General features: G+C 43.3%; 16 protein-coding genes. 13 read left to right on the top strand and 3 right to left on the bottom strand.

All coding sequences use genetic code 11. The annotated features are described in order from the left end of the window. Nucleotides 1–35 precede the first annotated feature (35 nt). The 5 genes from EO132_RS02355 (at nucleotide 36) to EO132_RS02335 (ending at nucleotide 4,241) form a co-directional block, all read left to right on the top strand. Nucleotides 36–1,127 carry an ATP-binding protein gene (locus tag EO132_RS02355; protein ID WP_127136430.1) on the top strand — a complete coding sequence of 364 codons (1,092 nt, stop codon included), beginning with the start codon at nucleotides 36–38 and terminating at the stop codon, nucleotides 1,125–1,127. A 5-nt stretch (nucleotides 1,128–1,132) separates the two neighbouring features. After that, nucleotides 1,133–2,458: a sigma-54-dependent transcriptional regulator gene (locus EO132_RS02350; RefSeq protein ID WP_127136429.1), complete on the top strand. Its 1,326-nt coding sequence runs from the start codon at nucleotides 1,133–1,135 to the stop codon at nucleotides 2,456–2,458. 206 nt (nucleotides 2,459–2,664) lie between these two features. Continuing rightward, on the top strand, nucleotides 2,665–3,081 hold the full coding sequence (locus tag EO132_RS02345; RefSeq protein WP_127136428.1) for a GreA/GreB family elongation factor: 417 nt from the start codon (nucleotides 2,665–2,667) through the stop codon (nucleotides 3,079–3,081). Between the two features lie 44 nt (nucleotides 3,082–3,125). Continuing rightward, a complete protein-coding gene (locus EO132_RS02340) occupies nucleotides 3,126–3,485 on the top strand; it encodes a hypothetical protein (protein WP_127136427.1) in 360 nt (119 codons plus the stop codon). A gap of 120 nt (nucleotides 3,486–3,605) precedes the next feature. After that, nucleotides 3,606–4,241, top strand: coding sequence for an MCP four helix bundle domain-containing protein (locus EO132_RS02335; RefSeq protein ID WP_127136426.1), 636 nt, complete (start codon nucleotides 3,606–3,608; stop codon nucleotides 4,239–4,241). Here the strand turns inward: EO132_RS02335 and EO132_RS02330 are convergent. The 3 genes from EO132_RS02330 to EO132_RS02320 are packed head-to-tail and all read right to left on the bottom strand — an operon-like array spanning nucleotide 4,238 to nucleotide 7,403. Next, on the bottom strand, nucleotides 4,238–4,681 hold the full coding sequence (locus EO132_RS02330; RefSeq protein WP_127136425.1) for a 3-oxoacyl-ACP synthase: 444 nt from the start codon (nucleotides 4,679–4,681) through the stop codon (nucleotides 4,238–4,240). The genes EO132_RS02335 and EO132_RS02330 overlap by 4 nt on opposite strands. A gap of 7 nt (nucleotides 4,682–4,688) precedes the next feature. Continuing rightward, complete coding sequence (locus tag EO132_RS02325) at nucleotides 4,689–6,041, bottom strand: sensor histidine kinase (protein WP_127136424.1); 1,353 nt, start codon at nucleotides 6,039–6,041, stop codon at nucleotides 4,689–4,691. A gap of 3 nt (nucleotides 6,042–6,044) precedes the next feature. Next, a complete protein-coding gene (locus EO132_RS02320; RefSeq protein ID WP_127136423.1) occupies nucleotides 6,045–7,403 on the bottom strand; it encodes a sigma-54-dependent transcriptional regulator in 1,359 nt (452 codons plus the stop codon). Nucleotides 7,404–7,606: 203 nt separating this feature from the next. Here EO132_RS02320 and EO132_RS02315 point away from each other — a divergent pair, with 203 nt between their 5' ends. The 8 genes from EO132_RS02315 to EO132_RS02280 all read left to right on the top strand — a co-directional run bounded on the left by EO132_RS02315 (nucleotide 7,607) and on the right by EO132_RS02280 (nucleotide 23,085). Continuing rightward, nucleotides 7,607–8,941 carry a TolC family protein gene (locus EO132_RS02315; protein ID WP_127136422.1) on the top strand — a complete coding sequence of 445 codons (1,335 nt, stop codon included), beginning with the start codon at nucleotides 7,607–7,609 and terminating at the stop codon, nucleotides 8,939–8,941. Nucleotides 8,942–8,949: 8 nt separating this feature from the next. Continuing rightward, complete coding sequence (locus EO132_RS02310; RefSeq protein WP_127136421.1) at nucleotides 8,950–10,200, top strand: efflux RND transporter periplasmic adaptor subunit; 1,251 nt, start codon at nucleotides 8,950–8,952, stop codon at nucleotides 10,198–10,200. A gap of 64 nt (nucleotides 10,201–10,264) precedes the next feature. Further along, nucleotides 10,265–10,960 (top strand): ABC transporter ATP-binding protein, encoded by a 696-nt coding sequence (locus tag EO132_RS02305; protein ID WP_127136420.1) that lies wholly within the window; start codon nucleotides 10,265–10,267, stop codon nucleotides 10,958–10,960. Between the two features lie 29 nt (nucleotides 10,961–10,989). Continuing rightward, nucleotides 10,990–13,371, top strand: a complete 2,382-nt coding sequence (locus EO132_RS02300) for an ABC transporter permease (RefSeq protein ID WP_127136419.1) — start codon at nucleotides 10,990–10,992, stop codon at nucleotides 13,369–13,371. 20 nt (nucleotides 13,372–13,391) lie between these two features. Then, on the top strand, nucleotides 13,392–15,740 hold the full coding sequence (locus EO132_RS02295) for an ABC transporter permease (protein WP_127136418.1): 2,349 nt from the start codon (nucleotides 13,392–13,394) through the stop codon (nucleotides 15,738–15,740). Between the two features lie 22 nt (nucleotides 15,741–15,762). Next, nucleotides 15,763–18,162 (top strand): ABC transporter permease, encoded by a 2,400-nt coding sequence (locus EO132_RS02290; RefSeq protein ID WP_127136417.1) that lies wholly within the window; start codon nucleotides 15,763–15,765, stop codon nucleotides 18,160–18,162. Between the two features lie 24 nt (nucleotides 18,163–18,186). Beyond that, a complete protein-coding gene (locus tag EO132_RS02285) occupies nucleotides 18,187–20,622 on the top strand; it encodes an ABC transporter permease (RefSeq protein WP_127136416.1) in 2,436 nt (811 codons plus the stop codon). 21 nt (nucleotides 20,623–20,643) lie between these two features. After that, complete coding sequence (locus EO132_RS02280) at nucleotides 20,644–23,085, top strand: FtsX-like permease family protein (protein WP_127136415.1); 2,442 nt, start codon at nucleotides 20,644–20,646, stop codon at nucleotides 23,083–23,085. The last annotated feature ends 7 nt before the right edge of the window (nucleotides 23,086–23,092 follow it).

The raw sequence follows: 23,092 nt of genomic DNA, 5'->3' as shown, positions 1-23,092 counted from the left end.
CAATAATTCACTATTTTGCTAAAAAGGAGAATACCATGCTCACAGCCGAACAAAAACTCAAGGAACGCATCAAGGAGCTTACCTGTTTGTATGAGGTAACCTCGCTCATTGTCAACTGTGATTACGATGATATGGAAACCGCATTGCTCGGCATAGTACAATGTTTGGAACGTGCTTGGCAATTCGATGAGGAAACCTATGTGGAGCTCTCGACACCTGATTATTTTATCAAAACCGAGGAGAAAGGCGACGCCTATGTGTTTTTGGAGTCGGCCATTACCGTGTTCAATAAACCTAAGGGCGAAATAAAGATCGGTTATCCTTCGCCAAAATACCAGCTCAAGGATTTTTTGGAAGAAGAACAGCAACTTTTGGACAATGTTTGCCTAAAAGTGGGCAATTTGCTGGAGCGGAAAGAAATCAAAGAAAAAGAAGAGCACATACGCAGGCAAGTGGAGCAATCCGATAGGCTGCGCATCTTAGGGGAAATTACCGCGGGCATCGCCCACGAATTGAACACCCCACTTGCCAATATTCTGGGCTTTACGGAACTGTTAAAGGAACACATCAGTAATGACCCACAAGCCCTCAAGGATCTGGACAAAATTATTACCAACACCATATTTTCAAGGGAAGTGGTCAAAAAACTGATGTTCTTCGCTTGCGAGATGCCCGAAACACGTGAAGTCATCAATGTGGTTGAGGTAATGGAAGAAGCGATCAATATGTTGAGAACAACTTTGCGTCAAAATGATGTTTCTTGCCAATTTGAGCATTCCGAGGACACCATCGAGCTGCGCATAGATAAAATCCAGCTGACCCAAGTGGTTTTCAACCTCATTGTAAACGCCATTTATTTTGCACCGCCCAAAAGCGCTATCTCGGTTTCTTTGGCAACGGAAAAAGATAATGTCATATTAAAAATTGCCGACCAAGGTCCAGGAATACCTGAGGAATCCATACCCCATATTTTTGACCCATTTTTTACCACCAAACCCGTTGGTGAAGGGTCGGGATTGGGGCTTAGCGTAGTGCATGGCATTGTGCAAAGCCATCAAGGAAGTATTGAGGTAACCCCAAATACTCCAGCAGGCACTATCTTTACATTGCAATTCCCTAAAAAATAATCGCTTTGTTGAAGAAGGAAAACATATTGCTCGTTGATGACGACATCGATATTCTGGAGCTGTTGCAGCGACACTTAAAATCGATGGATTATCACACCTATAAGGCCGTTTCGGTAAAGGAAGCGCTTTATATCCTAAAGGATACAGAGATAGATTTGTTGGTCACCGACATTAATATGCCGGAGATTGATGGATTGCAGCTGGTAAAATATGTGGCCGAACATTACCCGAACATGCCCAAATTGGTAGTGACCGGTTTTCCGTCCGTGGAAGATGCCTCCAACGTAATAAAACATGGGGCTACGGACTATTTGACCAAGCCTTTTACCAAAAGCGAACTGGAATTGGCGGTAAAAAAAGCCCTTACCAGTAAGGAGGCAAAGGACTCCTATAAAACGCCACCGGTAAAACCCATCGCCACCAATGGCTACGCCGATATGATCGGAAATTCCGAAGCATTCCAAAAAGTCACGGAGATTATTGATCGGGTCAAGGACAACCGTGCCACGGTTCTAGTGAGAGGTGAAAGCGGTACGGGAAAGGAACTGGTGGCGCGTGCCATTCACTATTCGGGCAAGTTTGCACGGGCACCTTTTATCGCTGTGAACTGTGGGGCCATTCCAGAGAATTTGTTGGAGGCCGAACTTTTTGGATACACCAAAGGTGCCTTTACAGGTGCCAACGAAAACCGTGATGGTTTTTTCCAAGCAGCACACAAGGGCACCATTTTTTTGGATGAAATAGGAAATGCGACCCTACCGGTCCAAAATAGACTGTTGCGGGTGCTCCAAGAAAAGGAAGTGACCAAAATCGGTTCCCAAAAACCAGAAAAATTGGATGTTAGGGTCATTGCCGCCACCAACAGTGATTTGAACGAACTGATCCAAAAGAAAACCTTTCGGGAAGACCTGTTCTATCGCCTTTCCGTCGTTACTGTTGAGGTGCCACCGCTTCGGGAGCGTACTTCGGACGTTCCTTTATTGGTCGATAAATTCATGCAGAAATATGGCATTGAATACAAGGACCGATTTGTCCGCATTGATGACGATGCCCTTGCAGTGCTGGAACGATACACTTGGCCCGGGAATATCCGTGAACTGGAAAACGTGGTCCAGCGTGCCGTAATCATGTGTGATGGAAAAATCACTTTGGAACACCTTCCGGATGAATTGAAATACAAAATCGACTTTCCCAAAAAAGGATTTAAAACACTTCAGGAAAAAGAAAAAGAATACATCCAGGAAGTACTCCTATCCACCCAGGGCAATAAGACCAAAGCTGCCGAAATCTTGGGTATCAATCGAAAAACACTTCGCGAAAAACTTAAATAGTTACTGGGGCATTTTGCCTCAACCGGGTAAAAACTACCCGATTACACTTTTCTTCATTTTACTCTAGAATGTTTTTAAATAACTGATTATCAGAATTATAAAACTTTTTTTTGATAAATGTCTTTTCAAATGGCATAGGCTTTGCCTTTCTATGTGCAGAATATTGGGATGCTAAATTTTAGTGTCCCGTCCGTTAAGAACTGGAAATGAAATACGGAAGCCTGATCATGGAAAAAAAGGATTACCTGACACTGAAACGCATACTGACCTTTCATAGGTTTTATGAGGATTATGCCCATAAAGATGCTTTGGAACAGTTGAGCGAAAGAATCGATCGAGCCTTGATAGAAGATGAGTCGGATATGCCTGATGATGTGGTTCGCCTAAACTCCAAAGTAACCGTGGAATTTGTGCATGGAGTACGGCAAACGTTTCAGTTGGTTCCATCGACCCGCCGAGATGTTGAGAACAATACCATCTCCGTGGCGAGTATGCTAGGGGCCAGTTTGGTTGGACTAGCGGTGGACGATCACATTCAACTTGGATTTCCATCGGATGTTCAATCCTTCAAAATTGTTGATGTGCAACAGTCCCATCAATTATCATCCAGTTTTGACTTATAGAAAAGACATGAAAAATTATTGTAAACCCTAAATATATACTAGTTATGAGAATAATGATTTTAGCAATTCTTTTCGTGGTAGCTACCACGAATATCAACGCTCAAAATACAAACCCACAGGATGTAAAAGTTGGGGACGTGCTGGAAATTGGTAATCCAGATGCACCCAAGTTCAAGCACATTGATTTCCCAAGAGCCAACTTCATCATTAAAAAAGGTGGAATTGCCGACTATAAAAGAGTCGTTGGCAGAAAGGTTGTTGTAACAGCCATCAAAGAGAAAAAAGACGGTACCGTTGAGGTCAAAATCAAAAAAACCGACGGTAAAAGATTTTTTAACAGCCACCCAGTGGTCAAGGCCGATTTAAAAAATGCACTTGAGTCTGGCGAGTTGAGTGCACTGTAGTTGATTGATGATTTCCGCCTAGCCCACAGGATTAGGTTTGCTCTAATAGAATGGTTAGCTATGGCTGGGCGGATAATTCATCATCACAAGCCCCTACTATCATCATATAAAAAGCAGCATATGCCAAAGAATATGTCCATAAAGCAACGAATAAATGCAAGCTTCATACTTGCTGCGGCATTTTTATTGGTACTGGCCTCCAATCGATTGAACCAGCGAAATTTTTCCACCGTAGAACAAAGTGTCAATTCGGTTTTTGAAGATCGCCTTGTGGTCCAGGAATATATTTATAGGCTCAACAATCTGTTTCATAAAAAGGAATTGGCCTTGGCCAAGAATGGGAAAAATGCAGGGTCGCCAACGCAATCTTCGGATATTGAGACCATTCTTTCAGATTTCGAAAAAACGGAATTAACTATCAAGGAATCGAAATATTTGGTCGATTTGAAGAACAGCTATACCGAACTTCAACGGATGGAGGAAAATCTGTCCACCAACAAAGGGGCAGGGAATGCCGAGCTGAAGGATAAAATTTCCTCAAGGTTGACCAGGATAAACAATAATCTTGACGAACTTTCAGAAGTTCAACTTTATGAGGGGCGCCAATTGACCCAACGATCACAACGATCTCTTGGCATGAACCAATTATTGTCCACTTTGGAAATCGTGTTCTTGGTCATCATTGGAATACTTTTCCTTCTGATTGTTTTTCATCGTGAAAAACCAAGTATGAAAACAGTGGAGGAAGATTCCTAAAGCACCTCCAAGATGGATTGCTCTTTCCCATTGAAAACAAAGCGTTCCCCTTTTTCCTTTTCCAATAGCAATCTTGCAATCGGCGCATTGGCCGAAATGCAATAAACTACACTGTTATCTTTTTTAAAAGCGCCTGCTGAAATGGCTATGAAATAATCCGCCATACTGGTTCTTACCAAAGAGCCCAAACGTATTTTTTCCGACGGTTTTTCAATAGTGATTTTGTTGAGAATGCTTCGGGTGGCATCGAGTTCCTGTAATTGTTGACCCAATTTTTCCTGTTCCAACTGAACCATCGCCCTACCCGTTTCGTGCTTATCACCAGCGGAACTTTTGGTTTCAGACCCCAAGGATTCTTGAAGTTCACGACTCTGTTTTTTCAGGCGGGCAGTGCGTTCATCCACCTGTTTCCAACAAAAATCTAAAAGCTCTTTTTTCATAGTTCAACTAAGCAAAGGTAAGTCGAAAAACCGTTTCGGTATGTGGAACCGAACGTACTTGAATATTGCCCCCATGAAGTTGCATCACACGCTTGGAAAGACTCAGACCAATACCCGTTCCTTCACTTTTGGTAGTGAAAAAAGGCACAAATATCTCGTCCATCACTTCAGGTGGAATACCGGGCCCATTGTCTCGGATTTCTATGAACTTGGAACCGTTTTCATCGATGCCCGCAACCATTTGTACTTTTCCATTTTCTGTAGCTTCAACAGACTGCAGGGCATTTTTGCCCAAGTTGATCAATACTTGGGAGATTTGTTTTTCATCAATATAGAACTCCAAATCCTCAGGTTGGCAACTAGTGGTAAAATCACTTTCCCCATCTATCAATCTGGCGGACATGAGCACATCGATTTTTTCCAACAGATCTTTACCTTTTACCAAGGATTTGTTGGGCTCTGGCACATGCAACAAACTTCGGTACGATTGTACAAAATCCATAAGGTCCCCACCCTGCTCTTTAATGACCTCCAATCCCTTGAGTGTGTTTTTGATTTGACCTTCCTCCAATTCGGCCATAGGGGTTATTTTGTCCCCTTTGCGGTAATATTTGATAATGGAATCGGAAATGGAGGCAATCGGGGTAATGGTGTTCATGATCTCGTGGGTCAGTACACGGATAAGCCGCACCCAGGACTCGGTTTCTTTTTCGTCCAATTCTTTGTGAATATCCTGTACTACGACCAATTGCAATGACTGTCCGTCCAATGTTAAAGGTGTTGATTTGATAGCCAATTGCGTTTGCTCGCGCTCATTGGATAATTGAAAAAGTTTCCGTTGAAAGGGTTTGAAATTTTTAAAGATTTGATACAGGTTTTCATCAACCTGTTTTAATTGTTTGATGTGGTTCAGTGGCGTGTAATCCAGTAATTGTTCCAAGGTTGGATTGGCGAAAAGGATATGCCCTTTTTCATTGTAGGTCATAATACCAATGCTGGCCTGTTTCAAAATTTCCTGATAGTACTGCTCTCGAATTTGAAGCTGCAGATGTACCTCTTGGATAAGCCCATTGACCCGATTGAGGCTTCGGTTCAATTCCTTGAAGGACTCAATGGTAACCCCTTCGGGAAAACGAAGTGTAAAGTCCTCGTTCTTGATGGCATCAAAAAAATAAGCGATTTTTCGATTGGTACGGTTGATAAAAGTAACGAGTGAAACTACCTGTGCCATCAAAATAATAGCACAAAGCCCTAAGGTAAAATACCATTTGTATGACACGGAAAAAGCCAATGCCAAAGCTGTAAGGGTTATAAAAATAACCCTGATGATAAGCTGAATATAAAAGTTTCTACTGGCCATCGATTACTTTTTTTTCAACTTGTTGTAAAGCGTTTGACGGGAAATGCCCAGTTGTTCGGCGGCTGCGCTATAGTTTCCTTCATTCTGCTCCAAAGCCCTATCGATCATTTGTTGCTCCATTTCATTGAGAGTCATGGGTTCGCTATCCATGGATTGCATAGGCTTGGCGTGTAAAAGAAAATCCGAGGGCTTCAACACATTACCGTCGGAAAGAATAACGGCCCGTTCCATGGTATGCTGTAACTCGCGAACATTGCCCGGCCATGGATATTCCATCAATTTTTCTTGTGCCGTTTGATTGATGCGCAGCCCCGATTTATCGTATTTATGGGCAAATTTTTTCAAGAAAAAATCGGCAAGCACCAAAATGTCCTCATTACGCTCTCGTAGCGGCGGTACCTCAATATGAATGGTGTTGATGCGATACAGCAAATCTTCACGGAACAGACCGTCTGCTACCATTTGCTCCAGATTGCAATTGGTGGCGCAGATTAACCGAATGTCCACATCAATAGGTTTGTTGGAACCTACCCGAACCACGGATTTATTTTGAATCGAGGACAGCAATTTGGCCTGCATTTGTAGCGATAGGTTTCCAATTTCATCCAAAAACAAGCTACCTTGATGCGCCGCTTCAAATTTACCCGCCCGATCTTCTTTGGCATCGGTAAATGAACCTTTGGTGTGCCCAAAAAGTTCACTTTCGAACAGGTTTTCGGCGATGGAGCCCATATCCACACCTATAAAGACTTCATTTTTTCTGTTGGAAAGTCGGTGTAGTTCACGCGCTATTAATTCTTTTCCCGTACCATTTTCTCCTGTGATGAGCACATTAACATCCGTTTTGGCCACTTTGGCCACGAGGTTCAAGACAGAGGTCAGTGCCTTGGATTGACCAATGATATAATTCCGACCCTCATTGATGACCTGTTTTAAATTGTTCTCCTTTTTCTTAAGGTTGTGTATTTCTTGTTTGGATTTTCTGAGTTCGTAGGCTGATTTTACCGTGGTCATCAAACGTTCGTTGTTCCAGGGTTTCAGTACAAAATCGGAAGCACCTTGCTTAAGTGCCCTAACAGCCAAGTCCACCGCCCCGTAGGCTGTCATCATAATAACAGATGTGTTGGGCGACCTTTTTTTGATTTCGTTGAGCCAATACAATCCTTCGTTTCCCGTATTCACGCCAGCGGAAAAGTTCATGTCCAACAGCACGATATCGATATCCTCCAAATTGGGAAAAGAAGAAATCTGGTTGGGATTGAATATGGTTTGGACACTTTTGTACTCAAACTGCAAAAGAATTTCCAAAGCGCTCAACACGCTCTTGTTATCGTCAACCACTAAAATTTTGACATCGACCATAAAGCTTTGTATTCGAATTGATGGCTAAAACTAGTAATTGCTCCGATATGTTTTGTTTAACTGTAAAATATTTGGACAATTTTTGTACAAAATTTTTACACCTAAAGCAGGTTTCTTGTAATTTTATCATCGTAACTATCTGATAATCAATAAAAATATATTTTGGCACAAGAATAGAACGTAGTTTGGCACAGCATTAAACTATGAATCTAAAAATATACATAACAACCTTATTGATATTGTGTTCCTTCATCGGGTTTTCCCAAGAAGTTTGGACCCTGGAAGAATGTGTGGATTATGCTATCGAGCACAACCTTCAGGTAAGGAACACCGCTTACAATAATGAATCCAGCAGGGAATCTTACAGGCAATCCATTCGCGATTTATTGCCATCTGTAAGCGGGTCTACCGACTATACGATCAGGTACGGTAGGTCTGCCGACCCACAGACCAACGATTATGTGAACACCGAGTTCTTTAGTAATAATTATTCACTCAATGCCAGTCTGGATGTGTTCCGCGGTTTTCAAAAACTGAATTCGATACGAGCTTCCAAGTTTATTTACAAAGCCACCCAAGAAGATATTTTACAGGAAAAATTTTTACTGGCCTTTCGGGTAATGAGTGCTTTTTACGATATCAAATTTTACGAAGGATTGGTGGCCAATACTTTGGAACAATTGGAAATTTCTCAAGCCAACTATGATTTGGTCGAAAAGCAGGTGGAGCTGGGGCTAATGGCCGGGGCAGACCTGTATGAAGCAGAATCCAATCTTTTGGGGGATAAATTTTTATTGACCCAAAACCGAAACCAATTGGCAAATGCTAAACTGGTGTTGCTGCAAGAAATGAATCTGACCGAAACATCGGACATCAATATTCAGGAAGGCTTGGAGAAAACTTCTGTAAATGAAGATGTTACTTTGGATTCCTTATACCAAAAAGCAAGGGGATTTGTGCCTTTGGTCAAGTCGCAGGAGTACCGGGTAACCGCAGCAAAAAAACAATTGCAGGCTACTCGTGGAGACTTGTTCCCTTCATTGTCCCTGTTTGCAGGTTATGGGACCAGTTATTTTGAGACCAATGTAGACGAAAACGGAAACGTGATACCATTTAAGACACAATTCAACGACAATCAAGCCAAATTCGTGGGAGCGCAGTTGAACATTCCCATCAGCAACGGATGGGCCAATCATTCAAGGGTAAAGCAACAGAAAATCGCATATATGCAGGCCAAGAACAACTTGGAGATTCAAGAGCAGGAGCTGTTTCAGTTGTTGCAGCAATTGGTTCAGGACAACCAGGCCCTTATAGCAGAATATGAACAGAGTATAAAACAGGTGGAATCGCAACAGCTCGCTTTTACCATCGCCCAAAAGAGGTACGAAAAAGGGTTGATCAATGCGTTGGAACTCTTTCAGGCCAAGAACCTGTATGGGGTGGCACAAAATCAAAACTTACAAGTGGGCCTTAGGTTGAAGGTCAACCAAAGCACCATAGATTTTTACAGCGGACTGCCCATTTTTAACATCAACTAAAACATACCATGGATATACAATTAGAAAAAAAGAAAGGACTTAAACTCAAACACTACGGTTATATAGCTCTGGGCGTATTGCTATTATTTGTGGGCTATAAATTGATTTTTGCCAGTTCCATGTCAACCTTTAGAACGGAAAAGGAACGATTGTCCATTTCCTCGGTAACCGACGGCAAGTTTGATGATTACATTACCATAAATGGAAACGTAGCTCCAATTGCTACCATTTATATGGATGCCTATGAAGGCGGACGTGTTTCCGAAAAGCTGATTGAGGAAGGTTCCATGGTTAAAAAGGGGGACATTATCCTGAAGTTGGAAAACATGGCTCTTTACGAGCAGATTTTGGCCAGTGAAAGTAATCTGGCTTTAAAGCAGAACGATTTGCGTTCCACCAAACTTACTTTTGATTCCAGACAGGTGGAAGGCAGAAAATCCTTGGCCACCGCACAGTACGATGTGCAACGTTTGAAACGCGCTTACGAGCAGAACCAAGAGCTTTATGAAGAAGAGCTGGTCTCAAAAGAAGTGTATTTAAAAGCAAAGGAAGATTACGAATTGGCACAAAAGCAATACGAAATCGTAAAATTACAAACAGAGCAGGATGACCAACTTCGCGAAACCTCTTTGAAGGGTCTGGACACTGATTTGGAGCGGATGCAAAAAACATTGTCCATGGTCTATGAACGATTGGACCACTTAAATGTTAGAGCTCCCGCGGATGGCCAATTAGGGTTTTTGGATGCTGAAATCGGCCAGAATATTTCACAGGGACAACGTATAGGACAGATCAATGTGCTCACCGATTTTAAAATCGAAGCCGATATCGATGAGCATTATATCGATAGGGTAAAACGAGATCTTTCCGCCACTTTGGAGCGTAATGGCAACGAGTTCAAATTACGCTTGCGTAAGGTATATCCCGAAGTAAGAAACGGAAGGTTCCGTGTGGACCTGGTTTTTGTGGATGAAAAACCGGAGACCATCCGTGCGGGACAGAGCTACAACATACGATTACAATTAGGAGAATCCAACGATGCGCTCCTGTTGCCCAAAGGGGGCTTCTTTCAGAGTACGGGTGGACAATGGGTCTTCGTGGTAAGTCCGGATGGGAACGAAGCCATCAAACGCAATGTGCGCTTGGGAAAACAAAATTCAAGATATTACGAGGTCCTTGAGGGGCTTCAACCGGGAGAACAGGTCATTACCAGCAACTACGATAGTTTTGGTGATGCGGAACGGATCGTATTGAAATAGTCCGTCGAAATGTAACATCAATCAAAAAAAAAATAGTCTTTACATAAAAAACAACCATCAAAAAATGATACAGATAACAGACCTTAAAAAGAGTTTCCGAACAGAAGAGGTGGAGACCTTGGCCTTGAACGGGGTAAACCTAAAAGTTGAAGAAGGCGAATTTGTGGCGATTATGGGCCCATCAGGATGTGGAAAATCCACCTTGTTGAACATTATCGGAATGCTGGATAATCCCACCGAGGGTAGCTACAATTTTGCAGGACACGAAGTGGGCGGACTTAAGGAAAGCCAGAGAACCCAACTACGAAAAGGAAACCTTGGGTTTGTGTTCCAAAGCTTTAACCTGATCGATGAACTCACGGTTTTTGAAAACGTGGAACTTCCTTTGATCTACCTTAAAATGAACAAGGCCGAGCGCAGGGAAAAGGTGCAAAAAGTACTGGAGCGCATGAAGATCGCGCACCGTGAAAAACACTTTCCACAGCAATTATCCGGTGGTCAGCAGCAGCGGGTCGCTATTGCCAGGGCCGTAGTGACCAATCCAAAATTGATCTTGGCGGATGAGCCGACGGGTAATCTGGATTCCAAAAACGGTATCGAGGTAATGAACCTGTTGACGGAACTCAACCAAGAAGGGACCACGATTGTAATGGTAACGCACTCCGATCGTGATTCACACTACGCGCACCGGGTCATTAACTTATTTGACGGTCAAATTGTGACCGAGAGCCAAAACAAGCCAATGAAAAGCATGGTATAGGAGTTTAATTCATCAATCAAATCAATCTTATGTTCAGGAACAATCTAAAAGTAGCGTGGAGAAATCTCAAGTCCAATAGACTTTTTTCAATCATCAATATCGTTGGACTTTCTATAGGCCTCACTATTGTGATGTTCCTGTTTCTTTTTATTTCCTACGAAAGAAGCTTTGACTCCATGTTCCCAAAAAAGGACAGGATTCAAAGGGTTTTGCTGAAAACCGATGGGGATTTTGGTTTTGAGACCTGGGCCACAGTCCCCCCGGTAACTGCCTGGGCCATTAAAGAAGAGGTTACGAATGTGGAAAGTGCTGCTAGGTTGTTGAAACATAATTTTGGCGATCCAGCCTCCCTACGCATAAATGACCAAAATTTTACCGAAAACCTGTTCTATTGGGTTGATAAGGAACTATTGACCATTTTTGATATCGATATGGTCCAAGGAAGCTCTACCGGAGCCTTGGACAGACCTGGAACAGTAATTCTTTCCGAAAGAGCCGCCCAAACCTATTTTGGCAACGAAAACCCGATTGGACAAACCATTGTGGTCGATAACAATCGTGAGCTAGAGGTAACCGGGATATACAAGGATTTTCCGAAAAACAGTACGCTTGATGCGGACATTATGGCCTCAAGCAACGGATTTTGGTTCTACGATAGAAAATCTTGGAGCAATGCCAGCTTTGAGACCTATTGTTTATTAAAGGAGAATGTTTCCGTAGAGGCCACACAGCAGCAAATTGACCAAATGCTGGAGGCTAATGTCGATAAAGAGGAACAATGGTACACCTTTGGACTCCAATCCTTGGAAAATGTCCACTTGTATTCAGCCTCTTTTGCGAGTGGCTACGCGTCTCGCATTGGGGATATCAATGAGGTACGCAACCTTACCTATTTGGCCATTTTGATTCTTTTGATTGCCTGTATCAACTATATGAACCTTACCACGGCCCGTTCCCAAAAACGTTCCAAGGAAGTGGGAATAAGCAAAACCCTGGGAGCCTCTTCGAAATCCTTGGTATGGAGATTTTATCTGGAAGCAGGACTCATCACGGCAATTTCCATTGTGTTCGGTATTGTCTTGACCATATCATTGCTGCCTGGTTTCAATGCGCTCACAAATCAAAGCTTGACGATTGACTTATTGCTTACCCCTACTTTTTTACTGGCGGCATTGGGGATTTGGGCTGTAACGACATTGTTTTCAGGATTATACCCTTCCATGTATCTATCCAGGTTTTTGCCCAAGGAAATCCTATCACCTTCGCTAAAGCACGGAAAGGGAAATTTAGTGATCAGAAAAGGTCTTGTGGTAATGCAATTTGCCGCTTCGGCAGCATTGATCGTTGGGGTAATGGTCATCTATCAACAAACAAAATATATCCAGAACAAGAATCTGGGTTTTGCTGCCGACAATGTAATGGCCATTTCCATTGGAGGATTGAGTGGGGAGGAAAACCTTGGTGCCCTGGAGCAAGAGTTCAAAAAACTATCGGAAGTAACCGCGGTATCCATGGTACAGGGATATCCCGGAATGGATGTGAGCGGACGAACATTACGAAAAAAGGGAACGGACAATAATGGACTCAATATCCAGACCAATGTGACCGATGCCGGGATTGTGGACGCACTCAAACTACAACTGTTGGCGGGCAAGAGTTTACCGAAATCCAAAAATGAAACAGACACCCTGGTAGAAGTGGTACTGAACAAAAAGGCAGTCGATTTTTTGGGGTATTCCCCAGATGAGGCCATTGGCAAGGAGGTCTTTATTGGGGTGCCCCAGACAATAGTCGGGGTGGTGGATGATTTTAATTATGAATCCTTGCACCAGCCCATTGGAGCCTATGCATTCCACAATAATTCTGGAGAAGGCAAATCTTATATGCTTGTGCGTTTCAATTCGGGAAATCTGGCGAACACTGTGTCCGAATTTAAAGGAACCTTTTCCAAAGTGGTTACCAATCTGAATTTCAACTACTCCTTTTTAGATCAGAACATTGCAAGATTGTACGCTAGGGAAAAGCGAGCGGGACAAATCGGTGTTGTGTTCTGTATGCTGGCCATTTTTGTGGCCGCTTTGGGCCTTTTTGGATTGGCAGCCTATACAGCGGAACAGCGAAGAAAGGAAATTGGCATACGAAAAGTACTGGGGGCTTCGGTGGCCAAAATAAGCCAAATGCTATCTACGGATTTTACGAAGTTGGTGCTTGTTGGCTTGATTATAGGATTTCCGTTGGCCTATTTTTCCATGGAAAATTGGCTGGAAGGTTTTGCCTATAGAATCGATATTCAATGGTGGATGTTTGCCCTGGCCGGATGCATTGCTTTGGGTATAGCGCTGATAACGGTCAGTTTTCAATCAATAAGAGCGGCATTGGCCAATCCGACCAAAAGCCTGAGAACAGAATAAATCAATCAAAACCATCAATCATGTTCAATAACAACCTAAAAATCGCATGGCGGAACCTCTGGAAAAATAAGGGCTACAGCTTGCTAAATATTTTTGGACTGACTATTGGGGTTACATGTGCCGCCATGATCTTACTTTGGGTAGAGGATGAGGTAGGGTACGATAAAAATTTTGCCAAACAGGATGTGGTGTATTATGTGCCTACCAATCAGCAGTACGATGGCGAGTGGAGAACTTTTTTTGAGGCCACTCCCGGTCCGTTGGCAGAGGTTTTGAAAGCAGAAGTTCCCGGTATTGTAGGTGCAGCTAGAACAAAAGGCGAAGATCTTTTATTTAGGGCAAATGAAATATCGATCAATAAGAGCGGAAGGTACGCAGATCCTGATTTTTTGAGCATGTTCAGCTTAAACTTTGTTGAAGGTGAGCTGGAAACCGCTTTCAATGAGGTGGATGCGATCATCATTTCACAAGAAACTGCAAAGCAATTATTTGGGGAAAATTCTTCTGCCATTGGAAAAGTGGTTAAAATAAATAATGAAACCAATTATACGATTTCGGGCGTATACGAGGATCTACCGAATAACGTAACCTATAGTTTTGATTGGTTAGCTCCTTTTGAACGATTTGCAAAAGGGAAGGATTGGATGAAGGAATATGGAGCTAATTTTTCTGACACTTTTGTGGAACTTTCTCCAGAAGCGAATTTTGATGTTGTCAATCAGAAAGTGAAGCAAATACTTCCCGAAAAGACCGAAGATGATGAAACCGTTGCTTTTTTGTTCTCAATGAAAGAGTGGCATTTAAGGTCTACTTTTGAGGGAGGAAAAAATGTAGGAGGCCAAATTACCTACGTTCGGCTGTTCAGCCTTATTGCGATCATCATCTTGTTGATTGCCTGTATCAACTTCATGAACTTGGCAACTGCCAGCAGCGAAAAACGGGCCAATGAGGTTGGAGTGCGAAAAGTATTGGGGTCTGGCAGAAAGGGATTGATTTCCCAATTTATGGCAGAAGCCGTAATAACCGCTACCATCTCCACTCTAATTAGCGTACTGCTTTTAAAATTACTGTTGCCGAAATTCAATATGTTGATTGACAAGAAATTGGAGCTACGTGTTTTAGACCCCGTTCATTTACTTGCCCTAGTGGGCATTACGTTGGTCTGTGGTATCGTCGCCGGGTGGTATCCTTCCTTCTATTTGTCCTCTTTTAGGCCAGTGGAGGTATTAAAAGGAACACGAAAAACAAATGGAAGTGCTGCGTTTATTAGAAGAGGATTGGTAGCAGCTCAATTTGTGGTTTCCATTGTATTTATCATCAGTACCATTATCGTTTACCAACAGATACAGCACGTAAAAGCACGTGATTTAGGCTATGACAAGGAAAATCTGGTCAAAATACCAGTGACTGGGGATATGATCAAAAATTTCATTCCCATTGAAGAGGATATGAAGACATCGGGAAAGATAGAAAGCATCGGACTTAATAATTCCGACATCCTTTCTGGAGGAAACAATACATCTGGGTTAGAATGGCAAGGGGGAGTAGATACCGAAAATGTTTTGGTCTCGGTCAGAAATATTACATCCGATTTTTTCAATACCGCAGGAATGGAAATTATTGAAGGAAGGGGTTTTAGTAAGAATCCCGCCCAAGATAGTACCAACATCATCGTAACCGAAACTTTTGCAAAATTGATGGGAAGCGGCAGTGCCATTGGCAAAACGGTGGAAGAGGACTATCCCGTAATCGGGGTGGTAAAAGATTATTTATATGACGATATGTATGGATCCAGTGACCCTGTCATTTTTTTTAACGACCCAAGCGAAGCCCGTTTTATGTATGTGAAGGCCAAATCGGGTATCGCAACGGCAACGGCATTGGCCGCTATGGAGGCATCGCTGAAAAAGTTCAATCCTGCCTTTCCTTTTGAATATGAATTTGTGGACGATGCGTATGATTCCAAGTTTAAGAGCGAGAAACTGATAGGAAGCCTTTCCCAGATTTTTGCAGTGCTCGCCATACTCATTTCCTGCTTGGGATTGTTTGGGCTGTCGGCCTTTACCGCAGACCAACGAAGAAAGGAAATAGGTGTCCGTAAGGTATTGGGATCTAGTGTTACCGGAATTGTTGGCCTGCTGTCCAAAGATTTTATGCGATTGGTCCTCATGGCCATTGTCATTGCCATTCCAATTGCTTGGTTCTTTATGCAGAATTGGCTGGAGGGCTATGCCTATCGAATTTCCATAAATGCCTGGGCCTTTGTGATAGCAGGGGGCATTGCCATAATCATAGCCATGTTGACCATTAGTTTTCAAGCAATTAATGCAGCTCGTGTAAATCCGGTAAAAAGTTTACGTTCAGAATAAATCAATCAAAAAACCATCAATCATGTTCAAGAATTATCTAAAAATTGCCTGGCGGAACCTTACCAAGAACAAGGCCTATACCTTTATTAATGTAGGTGGCCTTGCTTTGGGAATGGCCGTAACCTTAATTATTGGCCTATGGATTGAAGACGAACTTTCCCATAACGATTATTTTCCTCACAAAGACCAGATAGCAATGGTCTATCAGTCTCAGACGTTTAATGGCGAAACCGGTACTGGGCCGGCCATTCCAAGACCTTTGGAAAAAGCTTTCAGGGATGGTTACATGGATAATTTTAAGCATTTGGTCATGTCGTCTTGGACTACGCCCCAGTATCTTAAATACAAAGAAACCAGTATTTCACGGGAAGGAAACTTTGTGCAGCGAGCGGCCCCGGATATGCTTGATCTCAATATTTTGAAAGGAGAAAAGGATGGCATTCGCGAAATCAATTCCATTATGCTTTCTGAATCCATTGCCAATGCATTATTTGGGAACGAAGACCCTATTGGCAAAACCATAGAGGTCAACAGTCAGTACAATATGATGGTTACCGCGGTCTTTGAAGATTTCCCTTTCAATACTTCTTTCAGCGATACCGATTTTCTGATGCCTTGGGACAAGTACGTATCCGTGAATGAATGGATTGATAATGCGGAAGACCAATGGGGAAACAATTCCTTTCAAATGTTTGTCCAGATTGCGGACAATACAACCATGGAAGGTGTTACAAACAAGATTAGGGAAGTAAAGAAAGAGCTCAACGAGGAAACAGTGGAATTTAACCCTCAGCTTTTCCTGTTGCCCATGGAAGACTGGCATTTGCGTTCCCGCTTTGAGAACGGAAAACAAACAGGGGGGAGAATAAAATATGTATGGCTATTTGGGATAATTGGCGTATTTGTACTGCTCCTAGCGTGCATCAATTTTATGAACTTGAGCACTGCGCGCTCAGAAAAAAGAGCGAAGGAAGTCGGTATCCGGAAGTCCATCGGATCTCAGCGAAGCCAATTGATCAATCAATTTTTGGGAGAGTCTTTTGTAGTGGTATTGTTGGCCTTTGTGATTGCGGTATTTATCGTGGTCTTATCCCTGAACGGATTCAATGAATTGGCCCGAAAAGAGATGGAGTTTCCGTGGATGTCCCTTGGTTTTTGGGGGGCGTCATTGGCTTTTATATTGATTACGGCCCTACTTTCAGGTAGTTACCCTGCACTTTATCTATCCTCATTTAAGCCCGTTGATGTATTGAAAGGCACTTTTAAAGCAGGGAAGCACTCTGGATTGCCCCGTAAGATTTTGGTAGTGGTTCAGTTTACTGTTTCGGTGGCCTTTATCATAGGCACCGTCATCGTGATGCAGCAAATCAACCATGCAAAAAGCAGGCCGATAGGGTATGACAAGGAAGGGTTGGTACAGGTGCCGACGATGAGCAAGGATTTTACAGGAAAGTTTGAATTGATGAGGGAAGAATTCATCAATTCCGGAGCTGTTACCGAAATGTCCACTTCCAGTGCGCCCACTACCCGAATTTGGTCTAACCGAAGTGGATTTGACTGGGAGGGGAAGCCTGAAGGATTTCAAGAAGATTTTGCTTGGACCGAAGTGTCTCCAGAATATGTCCAAAGCCTCAATTTGAAGATTGTTGCCGGAAGGGATTTTTCACGAGAGCTCGCCTCCGATTCCTCCGCAGTACTCTTGAACGAGTCAGCGGTTAAATACATGGGCCTCAAAGATCCTGTGGGCAAATTCATAACGGATACCGATGAGGAAAATCCCTTTGAACCGAAGAAAATCATAGGCGTGGTACAGGATATGATTGCCCAATCCCCCTATGAACCGGTTAAACAAGGGATGTACGTTTTTGATAGATACGGAAACGGTTCCTACTATAATATGCGGTTGAACCCAAATCAGAGCGCTAGTCAAAACATAGCAATAATCGAAAGGGTTTTTAAAGAACACTTCCCCAATATACCATTTCAATACGATTTTGTGGATGAAGAGTACGGCAAAAAGTTCGCCTCCGAGGTTCGTATTGGCAGACTATCTGGAATTTTCACGGTTCTCGCCATTTTGATCAGTTGTCTGGGGCTTTTTGGACTTACCTCTTTTGTGGCCGAGCAAAGAACCAAGGAAATAGGAGTGCGAAAAGTGTTGGGTGCTTCGGTGTTCAATGTCTGGAACATGCTCTCCAAGGATTTTTTAAAACTGGTGGTTATCTCTTGTTTTATTGCGGTGCCCATCGCCTATTATGTGATGAACGGTTGGTTACAGGAGTACCCGTACCGTGTGATTTTGAAATGGTGGATTTTTGCCCTGGCCATGATGGGAGCCTTGGCCGTGACCATTTTGACAGTGAGTTTTCAGGCAATTAGAGCGGCAAAATCTAACCCTGCCCGTAGTTTGAGAACGGAATAGATCAATTAAAAAAAACAAAGGACCATGTTTAAGAACAACATCAAAATAGCCTGGAGAAGCCTTAAAAAACAGCCATTCTTCACATTTCTCAATATTTTTGGATTAGCCATAGGAATGGCTGGAGGGCTTTTGCTGGGTCTTTATATTTATGACGATTTGAGCCACGACAAAATGTTTGCTGATGCCGATCGCATTTACCGAATCAATTCAGATATGAAATTTGGCGGAGCGGCACAGAGGTCGGCAGAGGTATCGGCACCCATGGCTCAAGCCATGGTTACAGATATACCGGAAGTGGAAATGGCCGCAAGGTTCAGGAACATTGGGAGTGTGTTCATTCGCCCACAAGATGTGATGGACAATGTAAGGGAGCCCCATATATCCTATGTAGACTCCACTCTTTTCAAGATGTTCGGCCTTAAGTTGTTGTATGGGGACGAGCGCACGGCATTAGTGGAACCCAATACCTTGGTTATGACAAGAACGGCTGCGGAAAAACACTTTCCCGTGGATGAAGCCGTCGGGCAAACCCTTGTGATCAACGACCAGGATGTGTATACCGTCACAGGAGTAATGGAAGACCTTCCCAAGAACTCTATTTTCAAGGACAAGCCCCTTTTCCTTTCCATGTCAGGGTATGAAGATGCACAGCTTGCCGAATGGGGAAACCATAATTACTTCACCTTTGTGAAGTTGGTTCCAGGCGCAACGGGCTCGGATATTCAGGACGAAATGCAGGCCATGGTCGGGAAATACCTAATTCCCTACGCACAAAGATTCTTTCCTGGCATTACCGAACAACAATTTTTGGATTCGGGGAATTATGTGAACTATTCCACCATTCCGCTGACCGATATTCATTTACATTCAAAAAGAAGCCCGGAGTTCAGTGCAGTGAGCGACATTAAAAACGTATACATTCTTGGGGCGATTGCCATTATTCTATTGGTATTGGCCAGTGTGAACTTTATGAACCTGTCCACGGCCCATTCCTTGAAGCGATCAAAGGAAGTCGGGATTCGAAAAACCTTGGGCTCACAGCGTAGTGGGTTGATCGGTCAGTTTTTGACGGAATCCGGCTTGATTGCAATGGGGTCTTTGGTTTTTGCATTGATCATAGCATCGGTCGCGATGCCTTTTTACAACGATTTGGCGGGCAAAGAGCTCTCCATACCCTATTCAAACCCCTTGTTTTGGTTGATTTTACTTGTTGCTGCCTTGGTTCTTGGTTTGTTTTCAGGAAGCTACCCAGCATTTTTTATGTCGCGTTTTGTGGCGGCAAAAGTACTGAAGGGACAAGGAGACAACTCCATCGGTGGCGGTAGGGTCAGGAATGCCTTGGTCATATTTCAATTCAGTATATCGGTGTTTTTGATCATGGGCACGTTGACCGTCTTTCAACAACTTCGCTTTATTCAGGGCAAGGACCTTGGATATGGTAAAAACCAGGTATTGATCATTGGCGGGGTAAATTCACTCGAAGGGAAAAAACAGGCGTTCAAGGATGCTGTTCTACGAATAAGCCAAGTGAACAGTGCAACTTTGAGCAGCTATTTACCTACGCCATCAGCACGAAGTAGCGGAACCTATTTGCTGGCAGAAGATCGTAGCCAGGAAAAATCCATCAACATGCAGCAATGGGCCGTGGACGAAGATTACCTCTCCACTATCGACCTGAGCTTGATTTCGGGAAGGGCTTTTGACATGGACAGGTTTGCTACGGATTCATCAGCCGTAATCCTAAACGAAAAGGCCGTGGCCATTCTGGGAAAAACCCCTGAAAGTGTCATCGGGACCCAATTCGTGGGCGATTTGGATGAAGGAGGAAACCTATCCACCGTAATCGGGGTGGTAAAAAACTTCCATTACGAAACCCTCAGGGATGAGGTTGGGGCATTGGCCCTTTTCCATGGAGGGGAATATGCAAGTAATTTGGCCATTAAACTCAATGGGGGTGATGTTGCGCAAACCGTGGCGGAAATAGAGAACATTTGGAGGAATATGGCCCCCACACAGCCTTTTGACCATTATTTTATGGATGATTCCTTCAATACAAGCTATGAAGCCGAGCAACGATTGGGGCAGATCTTTATGATTTTCACCCTGTTGTCCATCATAATCGCTTGTTTGGGACTGTTGGGCCTTGCCACATTCAATGCACAAAAACGTGTCAAGGAAATCGGCGTTCGAAAAGTACTGGGTGCTGGTGTGGGGCAGATCGTCTACCGATTATCCGTGGATTTTTTAAAGCTTGTGGGACTAGCAGTGATCATTGCTTTGCCATTGGGCTGGTATGCCATGGATAGATGGTTACAGGACTTCTCCTATCGAATCGATATTCCTTGGTGGATTTTTGCATTATCGGCTCTGTTGGCAGTGGGTGTGGCCCTCTTGACGGTAAGTTATCAGAGTATAAAAGCGGCCATTGTAAACCCGGTCAAAAGCCTACGAACAGAATAAATCAACAAAAAAAAACGAACCATGTTGTTGAACAACCTTAAAATAGCTTGGAGAAGCATCTTAAAGAACAAACTTTTTTCCTTGATCAATGTCATAGGGCTTTCCATCGGTCTCTGTTCGGCCTTGGTCATTGGGGCCATAATCTATTTTGATTTTTCCTTTGACACCTTTCACAAGGATAAGGATAGAATCTATAGGGTAACCTCACTTTTTAAGTCAGAGGGGGATGAATTTCCCAACAGGGGAGTGGCCGTTCCATTGATGCGCACTTTCAGGGAAGGCATTCCAGGGGTGGAACTCACGGCACCTTTTATGAACACCAGCTTTTCCAAGATAGAGAACAAAAAACAGGACTTACTTTTTAAAGATGGAAACGATGCCATTTTAGCGGATGACGCCTACTTTCAATTGTTTGATTACGAGTGGCTGGCCGGGGACAAGCAAACTGCATTATCCGAACCGGCACAGGTTGTGTTGTCCCAGAAAAAGGCCGAAAAGTATTTCCCACACAAAAACATGACGGATATCGTTGGGAGCACATTGCTCTACAACGATTCCATAAATGTAAAGGTAACCGGTGTTGTAGCTGATTTTGAAAAGAACACTGACCTCAAGTTCAATGAGTTCATGTCCCTTTCATCGGCCAAAATGTTTAATGGGAAGGATATAGCCACCAATGATAGATGGAATGGCACAAGTTCTGGGGACCAATTGTTTTTAAGGGTCAAGGATGAGTCAAGCGTAGCAGGAATCCAATCTCGGTTGGATGCCTTGGCCAAGGAGCATAAAAATCCGGCAACTTGGGCCGCCAATGATGAAAGATTGTTCCAACTACAAGCACTATCGGACATACATTTTGGGGGAGAGCACGAGGATTACCCTTTTAACAACTCGGATCATGTGGCCAGCATGAAGGTGTTGAAGAGCCTTGCTTTTGTGGCATTGTTCCTCTTATTGCTCGGTTGTGCCAATTTTATCAATCTGAATTCTGCACAAGCATTGACACGAGCCAAAGAGATAGGGATTCGCAAAACCTTGGGAAGCTCGAAAAAGCAAGTGGTGCGGCAATTTTTGGGAGAAACCGTTATTTTGACCACAATGGCCACTATGCTGTCCCTTCTAATGGCACCATTTTTACTCCGCCAGTTTGCGGATTTCCTGCCACAGGGAATAGACTTGTCCGTGCTTTACAGTGTCAAGGGAATCATAGGAATCGTGATTTTAGTGGTATTGGTAAGTCTGCTGTCCGGATTCTATCCAGCTTTTGTTTTGTCAAAATTCAGGCCAGCCACTGTTTTAAAAGGGCAATTTACCAAAGGCGACAAAGGTGTACGACTGCGTAAGACCTTAACGGTGTTTCAGTTTGTTGTGGCCCAAGTCTTCGTGATTGCAACTTTGTTGGTGGCCAAACAACTGCATTTTGTGATGAATTCCGATATGGGTATCAATACCGAGACCGTAGCTTATGTTAGGACTCCTTGGAGAGATGCATCGAAAGTAAAGAAAGAAAGGTTGTTCTTCCAAATAAAGGACATCGAAGGTCTTTCCAACGTGAGCAAGGGAGGTGCCCCACCTGCATCCAACAGCATGTCCTCAACAATGCTAAGTTATTTTAAGGATGGCAACGAAACACATCAACCAACCGAAATATTGATGGGGGACACCACCTATCTCAAAACATACGGGATTCCGTTGCTTGCGGGCAGGGAACGAATGAATGATAGTATTGATGAGTACGTTGTCAATGAAACCTTTGCAAGAGCCATTGGTTTCCAAGACCCAAAAGAGGTGGTAGGGACCGTTGTTAAACTGGACACGCTTCAAATTCCCATTGTGGGATTGATGCGGGATTTCAACCAAAGATCCTTACGTTCGGATATAAAACCATTGGCCATAAAAGGACATTATAATGGTATGAGCTTTACCAATATCCATTTTGACTTGGGCAAGAATCCCGAACAATGGACAAAGTCCATTGATGCAGTGGAACAAGCTTTGGCCTCGGTATATCCGGATGAGGAATTGGAGGTCCAGTTTATGGATGAAATGGTGGAAGGTTTTTACCGAAGTGAAAAAAGTACCGTACAGCTTTTAAAGTGGGCCACAGGTCTGGCCATCCTGATCAGTTGTATGGGCCTCATGGGCTTGGTGGTCTATACTACAGAACGAAGAGTTAAAGAAATTGGTGTTCGCAAAGTTTTGGGCGCCAACCTGGCCCAACTCAATCTATTGCTCTGTAAAGAGTTTTTGATTTTGGTGGGGATAGCCTTTGCCATTGCCGTACCCATTTCATGGTACCTCATTCAAGAATGGATGCAGGAATTTGCCTATAAAACATCACTGAGTTGGTGGGTGTTCATGGTAAGCGGAGTAGGGATGGTAGTGGTTGCATTGGCGGTAATAGGGGCAAGAACCTATAGAACGGCCAATATAAATCCAGTGGAAAGCCTAAGGAACGAATAAATTTTTA

Source organism: Flagellimonas oceanensis, from assembly GCF_003992595.1.
Lineage (GTDB): Bacteria > Bacteroidota > Bacteroidia > Flavobacteriales > Flavobacteriaceae > Flagellimonas > Flagellimonas oceanensis.
The sequence above is the reverse complement of the archived record's forward strand: the minus strand, read 5'-3'. Positions and strand labels throughout refer to the sequence as shown.